Origin of the sequence: Sulfitobacter sp. PS-8MA, from assembly GCF_040933935.1 — a bacterium.
GTDB lineage: Bacteria > Pseudomonadota > Alphaproteobacteria > Rhodobacterales > Rhodobacteraceae > Sulfitobacter.
In genome coordinates, this window is sequence record NZ_JBFQYJ010000006.1 from 356,885 (window position 1) to 370,211 (window position 13,327).

Annotated in this window: 14 protein-coding genes; 5 read left to right on the top strand and 9 right to left on the bottom strand. The window is 64.4% G+C overall.

Features of this window, described 5'->3' with window-relative positions:
• Positions 1-107 precede the first annotated feature (107 nt).
• The 5 genes from ccrA to AB4M76_RS05715 all read left to right on the top strand — a co-directional run bounded on the left by ccrA (position 108) and on the right by AB4M76_RS05715 (position 4,798).
• Complete coding sequence (ccrA, locus tag AB4M76_RS05695) at positions 108-1,388, top strand: crotonyl-CoA carboxylase/reductase (RefSeq protein ID WP_368440841.1); 1,281 nt, start codon at positions 108-110, stop codon at positions 1,386-1,388.
• 197 nt (positions 1,389-1,585) lie between these two features.
• A complete protein-coding gene (locus tag AB4M76_RS05700; RefSeq protein WP_368440842.1) occupies positions 1,586-1,789 on the top strand; it encodes a hypothetical protein in 204 nt (67 codons plus the stop codon).
• Between the two features lie 13 nt (positions 1,790-1,802).
• Complete coding sequence (locus tag AB4M76_RS05705) at positions 1,803-2,456, top strand: autoinducer binding domain-containing protein (protein WP_368440843.1); 654 nt, start codon at positions 1,803-1,805, stop codon at positions 2,454-2,456.
• A 114-nt stretch (positions 2,457-2,570) separates the two neighbouring features.
• Complete coding sequence (locus AB4M76_RS05710) at positions 2,571-4,106, top strand: ATP-dependent RecD-like DNA helicase (RefSeq protein WP_368440844.1); 1,536 nt, start codon at positions 2,571-2,573, stop codon at positions 4,104-4,106.
• Complete coding sequence (locus AB4M76_RS05715; RefSeq protein ID WP_368440845.1) at positions 4,103-4,798, top strand: SDR family oxidoreductase; 696 nt, start codon at positions 4,103-4,105, stop codon at positions 4,796-4,798. Before AB4M76_RS05710 ends, AB4M76_RS05715 begins: the two co-directional genes overlap by 4 nt.
• Here the strand turns inward: AB4M76_RS05715 and AB4M76_RS05720 are convergent.
• The 9 genes from AB4M76_RS05720 to AB4M76_RS05760 all read right to left on the bottom strand — a co-directional run bounded on the left by AB4M76_RS05720 (position 4,795) and on the right by AB4M76_RS05760 (position 13,225).
• On the bottom strand, positions 4,795-5,559 hold the full coding sequence (locus AB4M76_RS05720; protein ID WP_368440846.1) for a TIGR02186 family protein: 765 nt from the start codon (positions 5,557-5,559) through the stop codon (positions 4,795-4,797). The genes AB4M76_RS05715 and AB4M76_RS05720 overlap by 4 nt on opposite strands.
• Positions 5,559-6,470, bottom strand: coding sequence for a sulfite exporter TauE/SafE family protein (locus AB4M76_RS05725; protein ID WP_368440847.1), 912 nt, complete (start codon positions 6,468-6,470; stop codon positions 5,559-5,561). The genes AB4M76_RS05720 and AB4M76_RS05725 overlap by 1 nt, the downstream gene beginning before the upstream one ends.
• A gap of 111 nt (positions 6,471-6,581) precedes the next feature.
• Positions 6,582-7,550 carry an ABC transporter permease gene (locus AB4M76_RS05730; RefSeq protein ID WP_368440848.1) on the bottom strand — a complete coding sequence of 323 codons (969 nt, stop codon included), beginning with the start codon at positions 7,548-7,550 and terminating at the stop codon, positions 6,582-6,584.
• Between the two features lie 35 nt (positions 7,551-7,585).
• Positions 7,586-8,746 carry an ABC transporter permease gene (locus tag AB4M76_RS05735; RefSeq protein ID WP_368440849.1) on the bottom strand — a complete coding sequence of 387 codons (1,161 nt, stop codon included), beginning with the start codon at positions 8,744-8,746 and terminating at the stop codon, positions 7,586-7,588.
• A 1-nt stretch (position 8,747) separates the two neighbouring features.
• The gene (locus tag AB4M76_RS05740; protein ID WP_368440850.1) at positions 8,748-10,349 is read right to left on the bottom strand and encodes an ABC transporter ATP-binding protein; all 1,602 of its coding nucleotides are present in this window, start codon (positions 10,347-10,349) and stop codon (positions 8,748-8,750) included.
• 138 nt (positions 10,350-10,487) lie between these two features.
• Positions 10,488-11,489, bottom strand: coding sequence for a BMP family protein (locus AB4M76_RS05745; protein ID WP_368440851.1), 1,002 nt, complete (start codon positions 11,487-11,489; stop codon positions 10,488-10,490).
• Between the two features lie 134 nt (positions 11,490-11,623).
• Positions 11,624-12,052 carry a GNAT family N-acetyltransferase gene (locus AB4M76_RS05750; protein ID WP_368440852.1) on the bottom strand — a complete coding sequence of 143 codons (429 nt, stop codon included), beginning with the start codon at positions 12,050-12,052 and terminating at the stop codon, positions 11,624-11,626.
• Positions 12,049-12,672 carry a tRNA (adenosine(37)-N6)-threonylcarbamoyltransferase complex dimerization subunit type 1 TsaB gene (tsaB, locus tag AB4M76_RS05755; protein ID WP_368440853.1) on the bottom strand — a complete coding sequence of 208 codons (624 nt, stop codon included), beginning with the start codon at positions 12,670-12,672 and terminating at the stop codon, positions 12,049-12,051. The genes AB4M76_RS05750 and tsaB overlap by 4 nt, the downstream gene beginning before the upstream one ends.
• Entirely contained in the window at positions 12,665-13,225 is a 561-nt protein-coding gene (locus AB4M76_RS05760) for a NifU family protein (protein WP_368440854.1), read from the bottom strand. The genes tsaB and AB4M76_RS05760 overlap by 8 nt, the downstream gene beginning before the upstream one ends.
• Positions 13,226-13,327 lie beyond the last annotated feature (102 nt).

A 13,327-nucleotide genomic window follows, 5' to 3' on the forward strand; every position in this document is an offset into this window, starting at 1 on the left:
CTGTAGGGGTTGCAATGTTGCGCGCTGAATCTTATTCCAAAGGGGAGCCGCCGCGATTCTGCACTGCGGCACCGACCTTGTGAGACCGCTACCGGCAGGAGGCCCAAATGGCACTGGATACGAAACACGCCGACTACGACGCCCCGCAAAAGGACCTCTATGAAGTGGGCGAAATGCCCCCGATGGGGCATGTCCCGAAACAGATGTACGCTTGGGCGATCCGCCGCGAACGCCACGGCGACCCGGACAGCGCCATGCTGCAAGAGGTGGTGGATGTGCCGGAGCTCGACAGCCAGGACGTGCTGGTCTTGGTCATGGCGGCGGGCATCAACTACAACGGTGTCTGGGCCGCGCGCGGCGTGCCGATCAGCCCTTTCGACGGCCATGGCGAACCCTATCACATCGCGGGCTCCGACGCCTCCGGCATCGTCTGGGCGGTGGGTGACAAGGTGACCCGCTGGAAGGTAGGCGACGAGGTGGTGATCCACTGCAACCAAGACGATGGCGACGACGAGGAATGCAACGGCGGCGACCCGATGTATTCCCCCAGCCAGCGCATCTGGGGCTATGAGACGCCCGATGGTTCCTTCGCGCAGTTCACCCGCGTGCAGAGCCAGCAGCTGATGCCGCGCCCCAAACATCTGACGTGGGAGGAAAGCGCCTGCTACACGCTGACGCTGGCCACCGCCTACCGGATGCTGTTCGGTCATGAGCCGCATGACCTGAAGCCCGGCCAGAACGTGCTGGTCTGGGGTGCTTCGGGCGGTCTGGGGTCTTATGCGATCCAGCTCATCAACACCGCGGGCGCCAATGCCATCGGCGTGATCTCGGACGAGAGCAAGCGCCAGTTCGTGATGGATCTGGGGGCCAAGGGCGTGCTGAACCGCAAGGATTTCAACTGCTGGGGCCAGCTGCCCACGGTGAACACGCCCGAATACAATGAGTGGTTCAAAGAGGCCCGCAAGTTCGGCAAGGCGATCTGGGAGATCACCGGCAAGGGCGTGAATGTCGACATGGTCTTTGAACACCCGGGCGAAGCGACCTTCCCGGTCTCGACCTTTGTGGTGAAAAAGGGCGGCATGGTGGTGATCTGCGCGGGCACCTCCGGGTTCAACCTGACCTTTGACGTGCGCTATATGTGGATGCACCAGAAGCGCCTGCAGGGCAGCCACTTTGCCCATCTGAAACAGGCGAGCGCGGCCAATAAGCTGATGATGGAACGGCGGCTTGATCCCTGCATGTCCGAGGTCTTTAGCTGGGCCGATCTGCCCGAGGCGCATATGAAGATGATGCGCAATGAGCATAAGCCCGGCAATATGTCGGTGCTGGTGCAGGCGCCGCGCACCGGGCTGCGGACGCTGGAGGATGCGCTCTCGGCCGGCGACTGACGCGCCATCATGCCGCTATGAAATGCGACCCCCGTGGCCCCGGCTGCGGGGGTTTTGCCTTGCGCGGCAATGGTGCCAAAGGCTTCTGCACGCCGGCCCCGCTATTTCTGGGGAAGGTAAAAGCGCGGGTGTTAGCCTAATAGCCCACCTGCTATGGTTGTATTAATCAGGCATTAACCAAACATGGGCAACCCTTCATGCATGATGATTGGATTCTGGACGTATTGGCCGATTTAAAGGCATTCGCCGCGGCGAACCGGCTGCCCCGCACGGCGGAGCAGTTGGACGACGCGGCCCTTGTCGCTCTGGCTGAAATGTCTGCACAAGGCGAAGGGATCGGCCGGGCCCATGGGAAGATTGCCGCTGCTGGAACAGATATGGGAAGGACTGGAACAGGCTGATGGATTGGCCGCCATGCAGCGCACCACCGAAGCGCTGCGCGACTATTACGCCATCGCCCATATCGCCTATCACTGGGTCGATACTACGGGCACGCAATATGGCTGCGGCACCTATGCGCGCGGCTGGGCCGAACGCTATCAGGAGGCGGGCTATCTGCGCGTCGATCCGGTGGTAAGCGGCTGCTACCGGCGGTTTCGCCCGGTGGATTGGAAAGACCTCGACTGGTCCTCCCGCGCGGCGCGGGCCTTTCGTCGGGACGCTTTGGCGCATGGGGTGGGCCATCAGGGGTTTTCCGTGCCGATCCGGGGGCCGCATGGGCAATTTGCGCTTTTTACCGCCAATCACAGTTGCGAGGATGCGTTGTGGGCCGATTTCACCGTCAGCCACCGCCGCGATCTGGTTTGGGCGGCGCATTGTTTCAACGAAAAGGCGCTGCTTCTTGAGCCTGCCCGCGCGCCGGATGCGGTGCAGGCGCTGTCCCCGCGCGAGGTGGATACGATGACCCTTCTGGCCGTGGGGCTGAGCCGGGCGCAGGTGGCGGCAAGGCTGTCGATCTCGGAGCATACGTTGCGGGTCTATGTCGAAAGCGCGCGGTTCAAATTGGGCGCGTCGAACACGACCCATGCGGTGGCCCGCGCGCTGAGCCGGGGGTTGATCGTGGTCTGAGCGATCTGGGTGGGGCGCGGGCGTCCCTCTCCCCTCCGAAGTATTTTGCCCAAAACGAGCAGGGGAGGCACGGCCCGTCTGGTCCCCGGCGCGGGGGTCATTTAGGGTCGCGGAATGACATCAAATGCGCTCACCTATTCCGAAGACCAAGCCGCCGCCCATGACCGGGTGGCCGAGATGCTGCGCTCTGCGGGGATCGATCTCGACGACAGCTTGCTGATGCCGCCCGCAGGCGGGCCGGATCAGGTGATGGCGGTGACCGGCAAGGCGGGGTCGGGCAAGACCTTGTTGCTGGCGGAGCTTTACCGCGCGCTCGAAGGCGCCGGGGTCGAGATCGTTTCGGGCGATTACGAGTCGCGCAAGAAACGTGAGAAACGCACGCTGGCGATCCTCGCGCCGACCAATAAGGCCGCAAGCGTGCTGCGGCTGCGCGGCGTGCCCGCGACGACAATCCACCGCATTCTTTACACGCCGGTCTATCATCCGGAATATGAGCGCATCGCCGAATGGCTGACCGGCAATGGCGAGAAGCCCGAGATCGAGGGGCTCAGCGAAATGGCGCTGGACCGGGCGGCGGCGTTTTTTGCGAATAACAAATCGGTGCCGGGGGCACTGGCCGCGGCGGGGCTCAGGGGCAGCGACTTCATCACCGGCTGGAAACGGCGCGAAGAGCCGCTGGACATCGGTTTCGTCGATGAAAGCTCGATGCTGGATGACAAACAATTCGAGGACCTGAAGGAGATTTTCCCGACGCTGCTGCTCTTTGGCGATCCGGCACAGTTGGCCCCGGTGGGGCAGTCGGGCACGATGGTTTTCGAGAAACTGCCCGAGAAGCGCGTGCTGAACCTCAACCGTATCCACCGGCAAGAGGCCGACAACCCGATCCTCGATCTGGCCCATGCGCTGGCCGATCCGCAGTTGGAGTTTCATGACTTCGAGCGGATGATCGAGGACGCGGCGCGCAAGGATGACCGGGTGGTCTGGGGCCAGCGGGTCGAGGTCGACCTGATGGCGCGCAGCCCGGTGCTGGTCTGGCGCAATGCCACGCGCATCCGGCTGATCAATGCTTTCCGCAGCGTGCATGGCGCGCCCGAGGACGCGCTGCTGGCCGGCGAGCCGCTGATCTGCGACGGGATCGAACTGCCGCTGAAACACCGCAAGAAACGGCTCGATCTGGAGGCGCGTGGCCTCATCAAGGGCGCGCAGGTGGTCTATCTCGGCGAGGGGCGCAAGCCCGGCTTCAGCCGTCTGCATGTGATCGGGGCCGAAGATCCGCAGGTCAGTGCCGCATCGATCGTGAAGATTGAAAAACCCGATGAGGAAGAACCCTTTATCCCCTTCGCGGCGCGCATGGGGGCGACGTTCCTGCATGGGGCGGCGGTGACGATCCACAAGGCGCAGGGCAGCCAGTGGGAGAATGTGCAGGTCTTTGCGCCCGATCTCTATGCCGCCGCGCGGATGGGGCGTTCAGAGGCCGGGCAGCCGCTGTGGAAGCGGCTTGCCTATGTGGCGATTACCCGCGCGCAGGAGCGTCTGATCTGGGTGGTGCGCAACCGGCTGAGCAAGCCGTCGGGGCCGCTCAGGGTCGATGATTTGAAGGCCGCGCCAGCGGCGGCGCTGACATTGGAAGCGACGGAGGAGGGGGCATGAAGTCCATTTTGATCACGGGGGCCAGCTCCGGTATCGGGCGCGCCACGGCGGAGGTGTTTCTGAACGCAGGTTGGCGGGTCGGGCTTGTCGCGCGGCGCGGGGATCAGCTTGAAGCCGTGGCCGCCGGGCAGGAAAACGCTCTCGTGCTGCCTGCGGATGTGACGGATGCGGAAGCCATGCGCGGGGTCTTTGACCGCTTTGGCCCTATTGATGTGCTGTTCAACAATGCCGGGGTCTTTGGGCCGTCGGCGCCGATTGACGAGGTGCCGCTCGACGATTGGGCGCAGGTGCTGGCGGTCAATCTGAATGGCATGTTCATCACCGCGCGTCTGGCCTTTGCCGCGATGCGCGCGCAGGGCGGTGGGCGGATCATCAACAATGGCTCGCTTTCGGCCCATGTGCCGCGGCCCGGCTCGGTCTGCTATACCACGACGAAACATGCGGTGACGGGGCTGACGAAGGCGCTCTCGCTGGATGGGCGCGCTCTCAACATCGCTTGCGGGCAGATCGACATTGGCAACGCCGAGACGCCGATGGTCTCGATGCTGAAGGATCAGAACCCCGGCATGGCGGCAATGGATGTGGCCCATGCGGCGCGGTCGGTGCTGCATATGGCCGAGCTGCCGCTGGACGCGAATGTGCAGTTCATGACCGTGATGGCGACGCAGATGCCCTATATCGGACGCGGTTAACGGCGCAGCAGCCCAAAGACAGCCGAGGCCCCCCAGCCGGCGGTGATGGCGATAAAGAGCGAGAGCAGCCCGTAGATAAAGGCCTGCTCATGGGCGAGGTTAAAGAGCCAGCGCTCCAGCCCCACTTTGCGCACGTCGATTATTGTCTCATATTGCGCCACCACATCGCCGCCCCGGGTGAGGAAGATGCGCGTGTCATAGGCGCCTTCGGTCAGCGAGGCGGGCAGGGCCACGGCGGCGCGGAACAGGGTTTGCTCATCCACTTTCACCCCGTCTTCGATGACCTGGTAGAGGTTCGCCGCGGTGCGCACGCGGATCAGCGCTTCGGTGAATTGGGTGGGGTCTTCGATCTCCATAGGGGCGCCGACAGAGCGGATCGCGCGGGGGATCGAGATGCGGTGGCGCAGGTCTTCGATGCGTTTGAGCACTTCCGACAGCGGGCCGGAGGTGACGACCGCATAGAAGCTCGGCGCGCGGTCGACCTCGACCGCGTCGGTGTTCACCCAGATGCCAAAGCGCCGTTCCTTGCGCCGGACCATCACCGGGGTCGAGGGGCCGGAGACGGTGACGACCACCTCAAGCGGCGCGCCCTCGGGGATCGGCGTTTCACGTTTCACAGCGCCGTAGACGAGGATCTCCGAACCGTCGAAATTCGTGGTGATGGAAACCTCGGCCTGGCTGAGACCGAGCACGATTTCTTCCTCCGCCGCGGCGGGCAGGGCCATGAGAAAAAGGCCGGTGAGCGCAGAGAGCAGCCGCATCAGTCTGTCACCGGGCCGAGCGAGTAGAGCTCCGCCGGTTTCAGCAGCAGATCGAGGGCCAGTTTGCCGCAGACCGCCAGCACCAGCAGGGCCAGCAGGATGCGCAGCTGCTCGGCCTGCATCCGGAGCCCGATCCGCGTGCCGAGCTGCGCCCCCAGCACGCCGCCGACCAGCAGCAGCACCGCCAGCACGATATCGACCGTCTGGTTGGTGGTGGCATGCAGCATGGTGGTGAAACCGGTGACAAAGATGATCTGCAACAGCGAGGTGCCGATCACCACTTTGGTGGGCATGCCGAGCAGGTAGATCATCGCCGGGACCATGATAAAACCGCCGCCGACCCCCATGATCGCCGAGAGCACACCGACCGCGGCACCCACCATCACCGGGGGAATGACGGAGATATAAAGGCCAGAGACGCGGAAACGCATTTTCAGCGGCAGCCCGTGGACCCAGTAATGTTTCTTGCGTTTGACGCGCCCGCCCTTGCGGGTGCGGCGGATGGCGCGCAGCGATTCAAAGAACATCAGCCCGCCGATGATGCCAAGGAAGATGACATAGCAAAGCGTCACCAGCAGATCGACCTGGCCCAGGGATTTCAGGTAGTTGAACACCATCATGCCAAGGCCGGAGCCGATCAGCCCCCCGGCCAGGAGCACCCAGCCCATTCGGAAATCCACCGTCTTCCGTTTGAGATGCGCCAAGAGCGCCGAGAAGGAGGAGGCGACGATCTGGTTGGTGGAGGTGGCCACGGCCACCGCCGGGGGGATGCCGACAAAGAACAGCAGGGGCGTGATCAGAAACCCGCCGCCGACGCCAAACATGCCCGAAAGAATGCCCACGATCCCGCCCAGCCCCAGAAGGAGGAAAGCGTTAACCGAGACTTCGGCAATGGGCAGGTAGATTTGCATGATGTTTCCTAGCCCCGAACGGCTGCCGGTTGCAACATAGCTTAACCGTTAAATCGCACCAGCGGGGAAAGGCTGGGTCAGACCGGCCCTCGCAAGAGCCGGCCCCGGGGATCAGCGTTCCTTGACGTAGGGCTCGCCGCCGGCACGCGGCGGGATCGCCTTGCCCACGAAACCGGCGAGGATCACCACGGTCATCAGATAGGGCAGGGCGCCCAGAAGCTGGCCCTGCACCTTGATGCCAATGACCGCCTGGATCACATCAGGCCGGGTTTCCAGCGCGCCAAAGAGGCCAAAGAGCAGCGTGGCCCAAAGCGCGTACCAAGGCCGCCATTTGGCAAAGATCAGCGCCGCCAGCGCGATGAAGCCCCGGCCTGCGGACATGTCTTTGACGAAACCCGCCTGTAGCGCGGTGCTCAGGTAGGCGCCCGCCACGCCGCAGAGCAGCCCGGCGATGCCGACGGCGGCATAGCGCAGCGCCACGACCGAAACGCCTGCGGTGTCCACCGCGGCGGGGTTTTCGCCCACGGCGCGCAGGCGCAGGCCAAAGCGGGTGCGGAACAGGATCCACCAGGTCAGCGGCACGGCGAGGAAGGCGGCATAGACGAGGATCGAATGGCCTGAGATCAGCTCTTCGTAGAGCGGGCCGATGACCGGGACGCTCTCCATCGCCTCGGCACCGGGCAGGGTGATCGGCTCGAAACGCGCACCGCCAAAGAGCGAGGGGGTACGGCCACCTTGCGCGAACCAGTCCTGCGCGATCAGCACGGTCATGCCGGCGGCGAGGAAGTTGATCGCCACGCCGGAAATGAGCTGATTGCCCCGGAAGGTGATCGAGGCGAGCCCATGCACGGCGCTGAGCACCATGGAGGCGCCGATGCCGGCGGCGAGGCCAAGCCAGACCGAGCCGGTGATCGAGGCAAGGGCGGCGGAGAAGAAGGCGGCGGCCAGCATCTTTCCCTCAAGCCCGATGTCAAAGACGCCCGCGCGTTCGGAGAAAAGACCGGCAAGACAGGCCAGCAGCAGCGGCGTGGCGAGCCGCACGGTGCTGTCGAGCAATTGGATGAGCGTGATATAGTCCATAGGTCAGACCCGCTTTCTCAGGGGGGTATAGGGGCTCATTCCGCGCTCTCCGACTGGGCGCTACGGGGGCCGGGTTGGGGCTCGGTCTCGGGCGAGGGCGACGGCGGGCCGGGGCGGCGGAACATCAGGAAAAGACGCTCCAGCGGCATGCGGACCATATTGTCGAGCGCACCGGTGAAGAGGATTACCAAGGCCTGGATCACCACAATCAATTCGCGGGGGATCGAGGTCCAAAGTGCCAGTTCCGCGCCGCCCTGGTAGAGGAAGCCGAAGAGCAGCGCGGCAAAGAAGACGCCCACGGGATGCGAGCGGCCCATCAGCGCCACGGCGATGCCGATAAAGCCCGCGCCTTCGGTGGCGTTCAGCACCAGACGTTCGCTTTCGCCCATGACGTTGTTGATCGCCATCAGCCCCGCCAGCGCGCCCGAGATGATCATCGTGACCATGGTGATGCGCACGGGCGAGATGCCGGCGTATTTCGCGGCAGGCTGCGAATGGCCATAGGCGCGGATTTCATATCCGAGACGGGTGCGCCAGATCAGCAGCCAGACCACGATACAGGCCGCCACCGCGACCAGCAGCGAGACATTCGCGGGGGCGGATTTGGAGAAGGCGATGCCAAGGGGGGCGAGAAGTTCATGCAGCGTCGGCAGATGCACGGCCTCGGGGAAGCGCGCGCTTGCCGGGTCCATGCTGCCCGGCGGGCGCATGACGTTGACCAGCACGTAGTTCAGCAGCGCCGCGGCGATGAAGTTGAACATGATCGTGGTGATCACCACGTGGCTGCCGCGTTTGGCCTGCAACCAGCCGGGGATCGCCGCCCAGACCGCGCCGAAAAGCGCAGCCATCGTGCCCGCGCCGATTAGTGCGAGCGTCCAATGCGGCCATGGGATGTAGAGCGCGGCCAGGGCCACGCCCAAACCGCCCAGCATCGCCTGACCCTCGCCGCCGATGTTAAAGAGCCGCGCGTGGAAGGCGACGGCAACGGCCAACCCGGTGAAAATGAAGTTGGTGGCGTAGTAAAGCGTGTAGCCCCAGCCATAGGTCGAGCCGAGCGCGCCTTTGACCATGAGGTTCACGGCGGCAATCGGGTCTTCCCCGATGGCGAGAATGACCAGCGCCGAGAGGATCGCGGCCAGCAGCAGCGAGATCAGCGGCACGAGGATCACCTCGGCCCATTTTGGCATCACGTCCATCTCAGACCTCCTTGCGCGCGTCGCCGCCCGCCCGGGCGAGATTGGCCTCGACCTCGGCCACGCTATGTTCGTTCTCGGTGTCGGTGATGCCTGCCATGAGCAGCCCAAGCTCCTTTTCGTCGGTCTGATCGGCGGCGCGTTCGCCCATGATCTGCCCGTCGAACATCACCGCGATGCGGTCCGAGAGGGCGAGGATTTCTTCAAGCTCGACCGAGACCAGCAGGATCGCCTTGCCCTGATCGCGCAGGGCGATGATCTGTTCGTGGATGAATTCGATCGCGCCGATGTCGACACCGCGCGTGGGCTGGCCGATGAGCAAAAGGTCCGGGTTGCGCTCGATCTCGCGGGCCAGAACGATCTTTTGCTGGTTGCCGCCCGAGAAGTTCTTGGCTGCCAGCGTCGGATCGGGCGGGCGCACGTCGAAACGGGCCATCTTATCCTCGGCATCGGCGCGGATCGCGGCATGGTCCATCAGCATGCCGCTGTTGAAACGGTCGTCGTGATGGTAGCCGAAGACGTTGTTCTCCCAAGCCTGAAAATCCATGATCAGACCTTCGCGTTGGCGGTCTTCGGGCACATGGGCGATGCCACGCGCGCGGCGCGACTGGCCGTCGCTCTTCTTGCCCGAGAGGTCCAGCGGTTTGCCGTTCAGGGTGACGCTGCCACTGCCATCGGCATAGCCGCCGAGCACTTCCAAAAGTTCGGATTGGCCATTGCCCGCGACCCCCGCAAGGCCCAGCACCTCGCCAGCGCGGACTTGCAGATCAATGCCGCGCAGACGCTCGACACCCTTGCTGTCGACGACCCGCAACCCTTTGACATCCAAGATGACATCGCCGGGCGTGGCGGGTTCCTTGTTGACGCGCAACAGCACTTTGCGCCCGACCATCAGCTCGGCCAGTTCGGGCGGCGAGGTCTCGGCGGTCTTGACCGTGGCGGTCATCTTGCCCCGGCGCATGACCGACACAGTGTCGGTGATCTCCATGATCTCGCGCAGCTTATGGGTGATCAGGATGATGGTTTTACCCTCGGAGCGCAAACGGCCAAGGATGCGGAACAGCTGGTCGGCCTCAGCGGGGGTCAGCACGCCGGTGGGCTCGTCGAGGATCAGGATATCGGCCTGACGGTAAAGCGCTTTGAGGATTTCCACGCGCTGCTGCATGCCGACGCCGATGTCCTGGATCAGCGCGTCGGGGTCGACGTTGAGGCCATAGTCCTCGGCAAGGCTGATCAGCGACTTGCGGGCTTTTGAGAGCGAGGGTTTCAGCAGGCGGCCATCTTCGGCGCCCAGAATGATGTTTTCCAGCACGGTGAAGTTTTCGACCAGCTTGAAATGCTGGAACACCATGCCGATGCCCGCCGCGATGGCGGCCTGGCTGTCGGGGATCTCGGTCTTTTTGCCGCTGATGAAAATCTCCCCCGCGTCGGCCTTGTAGAAGCCGTAAAGGATCGACATCAGCGTCGATTTCCCCGCGCCGTTTTCGCCGATGATCCCGTGGATCGTGCCGGGCATGACGCGGATCGAGATGTCTTTGTTGGCCTGCACCGGGCCGAAAGCCTTGGAAATGCCCTTTAGTTCAATCGCGGGGGCGGTATCGGTCATATCAAAAGGTCCTGCGGCCATTGCGGGTTTTGATCCGGGGTTGGCCCATTTCTTGCCGCGGCATGGCGTTCTCCGGTTCGGAAAGGGCCGCGCCGATGGTACGGCGCGGCCCTAAGGGTCACTTTGGTGAATTCAGGCTCAGAAGTCCAGCGCCGGGCAGCTGTCGTTCTCGTAGTAGGAGACCACTTCGATCTCACCGTCGATGATTTTCTGGCGCGCTTCGTCGACGGCCTTCTTCATCTCTTCGGTGACCAGATCCTTGTTGTGCTCGTCAATCGCGACGCCGACACCTTCTTCGGCAAGGCCGAGGGTCACGACTTCGCCCACCTCAAGATCTTCGCCCGCCATCATCGCGTCATAGACCGCGACGTCGACACGCTTGAGCATGGAGGTCAGAACCTTGCCCGGGTGCAGGTGGTTCTGGTTGCTGTCCACACCGATGCTGAGGATGCCTTCGTCGGCGGCGGTCTGCAGCACGCCCACGCCGGTGCCGCCCGCCGCGGCATAGACCACGTCAGCGCCCTGGTTGATCTGCGCCTTGGTGATCTCCGAGCCCTTTACCGGGTCGTTCCAGGCCGCCGGGGTGGTGCCGGTCATATTGGCGATGATCTTGGCGTCGGGGTTGGTGTCCATCACGCCTTGGGCATAGCCGCAGCCGAAGTGGCGAATGAGCGGCACATCCATGCCCCCGACAAAGCCCACGGTGCCGGTCTCGGAGGCCATCGCGGCCATGACGCCAACCAGATAGGAGCCTTCATGCTCGGCAAAGCTGACCTGACGCACGTTGGGCAGGTCGAGCCAGTTCACGTCGACCACGGCAAATTTGGTGTCCGGATAATCAGGCGCCACGGTGGCCAGCGGGTCGGCCATGGCGAAACCCATGGTGATGATCGGGTTGGCACCGGATTCGGCAAAGCGGCGCAGGGCCTGCTCACGCTGTGCTTCGGACTGCATTTCGATCTCGGCAAACTTGCCGCCGGTCTCTTCGGCCCAGCGGGTGGCCCCGTTAAAGGCCGCTTCGTTGAAGCTCTTGTCGAATTTGCCGCCAAGGTCGAAGATCAGCGCCGGTTCGGCCAGGGCCGCGCCCGAGGTCAGCGCGAGCCCGGCAGCAGCGCCGAGGAATTTGGTGGTGAGGGTCATATCGGTCTCCCGTGGTGTGGTGCCGGACGGTTTGGACTGGCCTGCCATCCTAGCGTTAATTGGATCTGGTGATCAGCTGTAATTTAGGGTGTAGGCAGGGGGTGGGGTCAACCGCTTTTTGCGCCCGTCGCCTGCTAAATGCCAGTGTGACCGTGGGTCAAGTCCCGGCGTAGAATGCAGGCATCGACCGGCGGCCCGCCGGGGCGCGCGTAATAGGCGCGGCGGGTGGCGACCTGCGCAAAGCCCATCGCGGCATAGAGCGCGCGGGCGGGGGCGTTGTCTTCGGCCACTTCGAGAAAACCGCTGGTGATGCTGCGGGGCAGGGCGGTGATCCAGTCTTGCACCAGCGCGCGGCCCAGACCGCGTCTTTGATGGGCGGGGTCCACGGCGAGGGTCAGAAGTTCGGATTCCTCCGCGATGCTGCGGATCAGGGCAAAGCCGCCCGGCCGGGTCAAGAGCGTGGTAAAGGGGCTGTCGAGCAGGCTGGCGAACTCCTCCGCGCGCCATGGGCGGTCGCGGGTGAAGGCGGCGGCATGCAGGGTGGCAAGCTCTGCCGCGGTCACGGCAAGAGCACCGGGGCGGCATCGCGGGCCGGGGCCGCGTCAGCCGGGCGCAGGTAGAGCGGGGCCGGGCGCGGGGGATTGGCGCTGTAGCGTTGCGCGGCGATGCGGGCAATGGCCTCGGCCACCGGCAGGGCGGGGGGCTGGCCGCCCGCGCCGATCAGCGGACCGTCAAAGGCAGGCAGATCGGCGGCATCGTAGAGCGCGGGCGCCGCAATGGCGGGATTGTCGAAGCCTTGGAGGAAGACTTGGTCGCGGCGGGCATCAACGGCGCAGGCGCAGGGGGCGTCATGGCCTTCGCGCAGGGCGTCGAAAGCATCGACGCCAACCGCCGGAATGCCCAGACCAAGCGCCAGACCGCGGGCGGCGGAGACGGCGATGCGGATGCCGGTGAAATTGCCCGGCCCGATGCCGACGCCAAGCGCGGTGAGGTCGTCATAGGCGACTTCGGCCTCGGCCAGCAGCTCTTCGCAAAGCACCAGCAGTCGTTCAGCCTGTCCCTTGGTCATCGGCTCGACGCGGGAGGCCAGAATATGGTCACCGGACAGCAAAGCGGCCGCGCAATGCGCGGCCGCTGTGTCGAAAGCCAGAACCAGCGGCCCTTGAGACGTCTGGTCAGGCAACCGGGCGCACCTCGGTCACTTCGGGGATGTAGTGGCGCAGCAGGTTCTCGATGCCCATCTTCAAGGTCAGCGTGGAGGAGGGGCAGCCTGCGCAGGCGCCTTGCATATGCAGATAGACAACGCCACGTTCAAAGCCGTGGAAGGTGATGTCGCCGCCGTCCTGGGCCACGGCGGGGCGCACGCGGCTGTCGAGCAACTCTTTGATCTGGCCGACGATTTCACCGTCTTCACCGTCATGTGCGGCATGGCCGGAGCCGGGCTGGTGGTCCGAGGCCATGACCGGCTCGCCGGACTGGAAATGCTCCATGATCGCGCCGAGCAAGGCGGGTTTCACATGGTCCCACTCGACCCCATCGGCCTTGGTCACGGTGACGAAATCGGTGCCAAAGAACACGCCGGTCACGCCCTCCACGGCAAAGAGCCGTTGGGCCAGCGGCGATGTTGCGCCAGCCTCCGGGGTGGGGAAATCGGCGGTGCCCGTCTCCAGCACGGTCTGACCCGGCAGGAACTTGAGCGTTGCAGGGTTCGGGGTGGATTCGGTCTGGATGAACATGGCATTTACCTCGCTTTCGGCGTGTCTCTGATATGCGCCTCGCGGCGCGGCAAGTCAAGGTTTGGAACGATTCTAAACTGTGGCCGCTGGTCAGGGGCGACA

Excerpts from the sequence above, each read along its gene's own strand:
- AB4M76_RS05740 (WP_368440850.1), bottom strand. The coding sequence starts at position 10,349 with ATGACCGATACCGCCCCCGCGATTGAACTAAAGGGCATTTCCAAGGCT.
- ccrA (WP_368440841.1), top strand. The coding sequence starts at position 108 with ATGGCACTGGATACGAAACACGCCGACTACGACGCCCCGCAAAAGGAC.
- AB4M76_RS05745 (WP_368440851.1), bottom strand. The coding sequence starts at position 11,489 with ATGACCCTCACCACCAAATTCCTCGGCGCTGCTGCCGGGCTCGCGCTG.
- AB4M76_RS05715 (WP_368440845.1), top strand. The coding sequence starts at position 4,103 with ATGAAGTCCATTTTGATCACGGGGGCCAGCTCCGGTATCGGGCGCGCC.
- AB4M76_RS05705 (WP_368440843.1), top strand. The coding sequence starts at position 1,803 with ATGCAGCGCACCACCGAAGCGCTGCGCGACTATTACGCCATCGCCCAT.
- AB4M76_RS05700 (WP_368440842.1), top strand. The coding sequence starts at position 1,586 with ATGCATGATGATTGGATTCTGGACGTATTGGCCGATTTAAAGGCATTC.
- AB4M76_RS05725 (WP_368440847.1), bottom strand. The coding sequence starts at position 6,470 with ATGCAAATCTACCTGCCCATTGCCGAAGTCTCGGTTAACGCTTTCCTC.
- AB4M76_RS05720 (WP_368440846.1), bottom strand. The coding sequence starts at position 5,559 with ATGCGGCTGCTCTCTGCGCTCACCGGCCTTTTTCTCATGGCCCTGCCC.
- AB4M76_RS05735 (WP_368440849.1), bottom strand. The coding sequence starts at position 8,746 with ATGGACGTGATGCCAAAATGGGCCGAGGTGATCCTCGTGCCGCTGATC.
- AB4M76_RS05760 (WP_368440854.1), bottom strand. The coding sequence starts at position 13,225 with ATGTTCATCCAGACCGAATCCACCCCGAACCCTGCAACGCTCAAGTTC.
- AB4M76_RS05730 (WP_368440848.1), bottom strand. The coding sequence starts at position 7,550 with ATGGACTATATCACGCTCATCCAATTGCTCGACAGCACCGTGCGGCTC.
- AB4M76_RS05710 (WP_368440844.1), top strand. The coding sequence starts at position 2,571 with ATGACATCAAATGCGCTCACCTATTCCGAAGACCAAGCCGCCGCCCAT.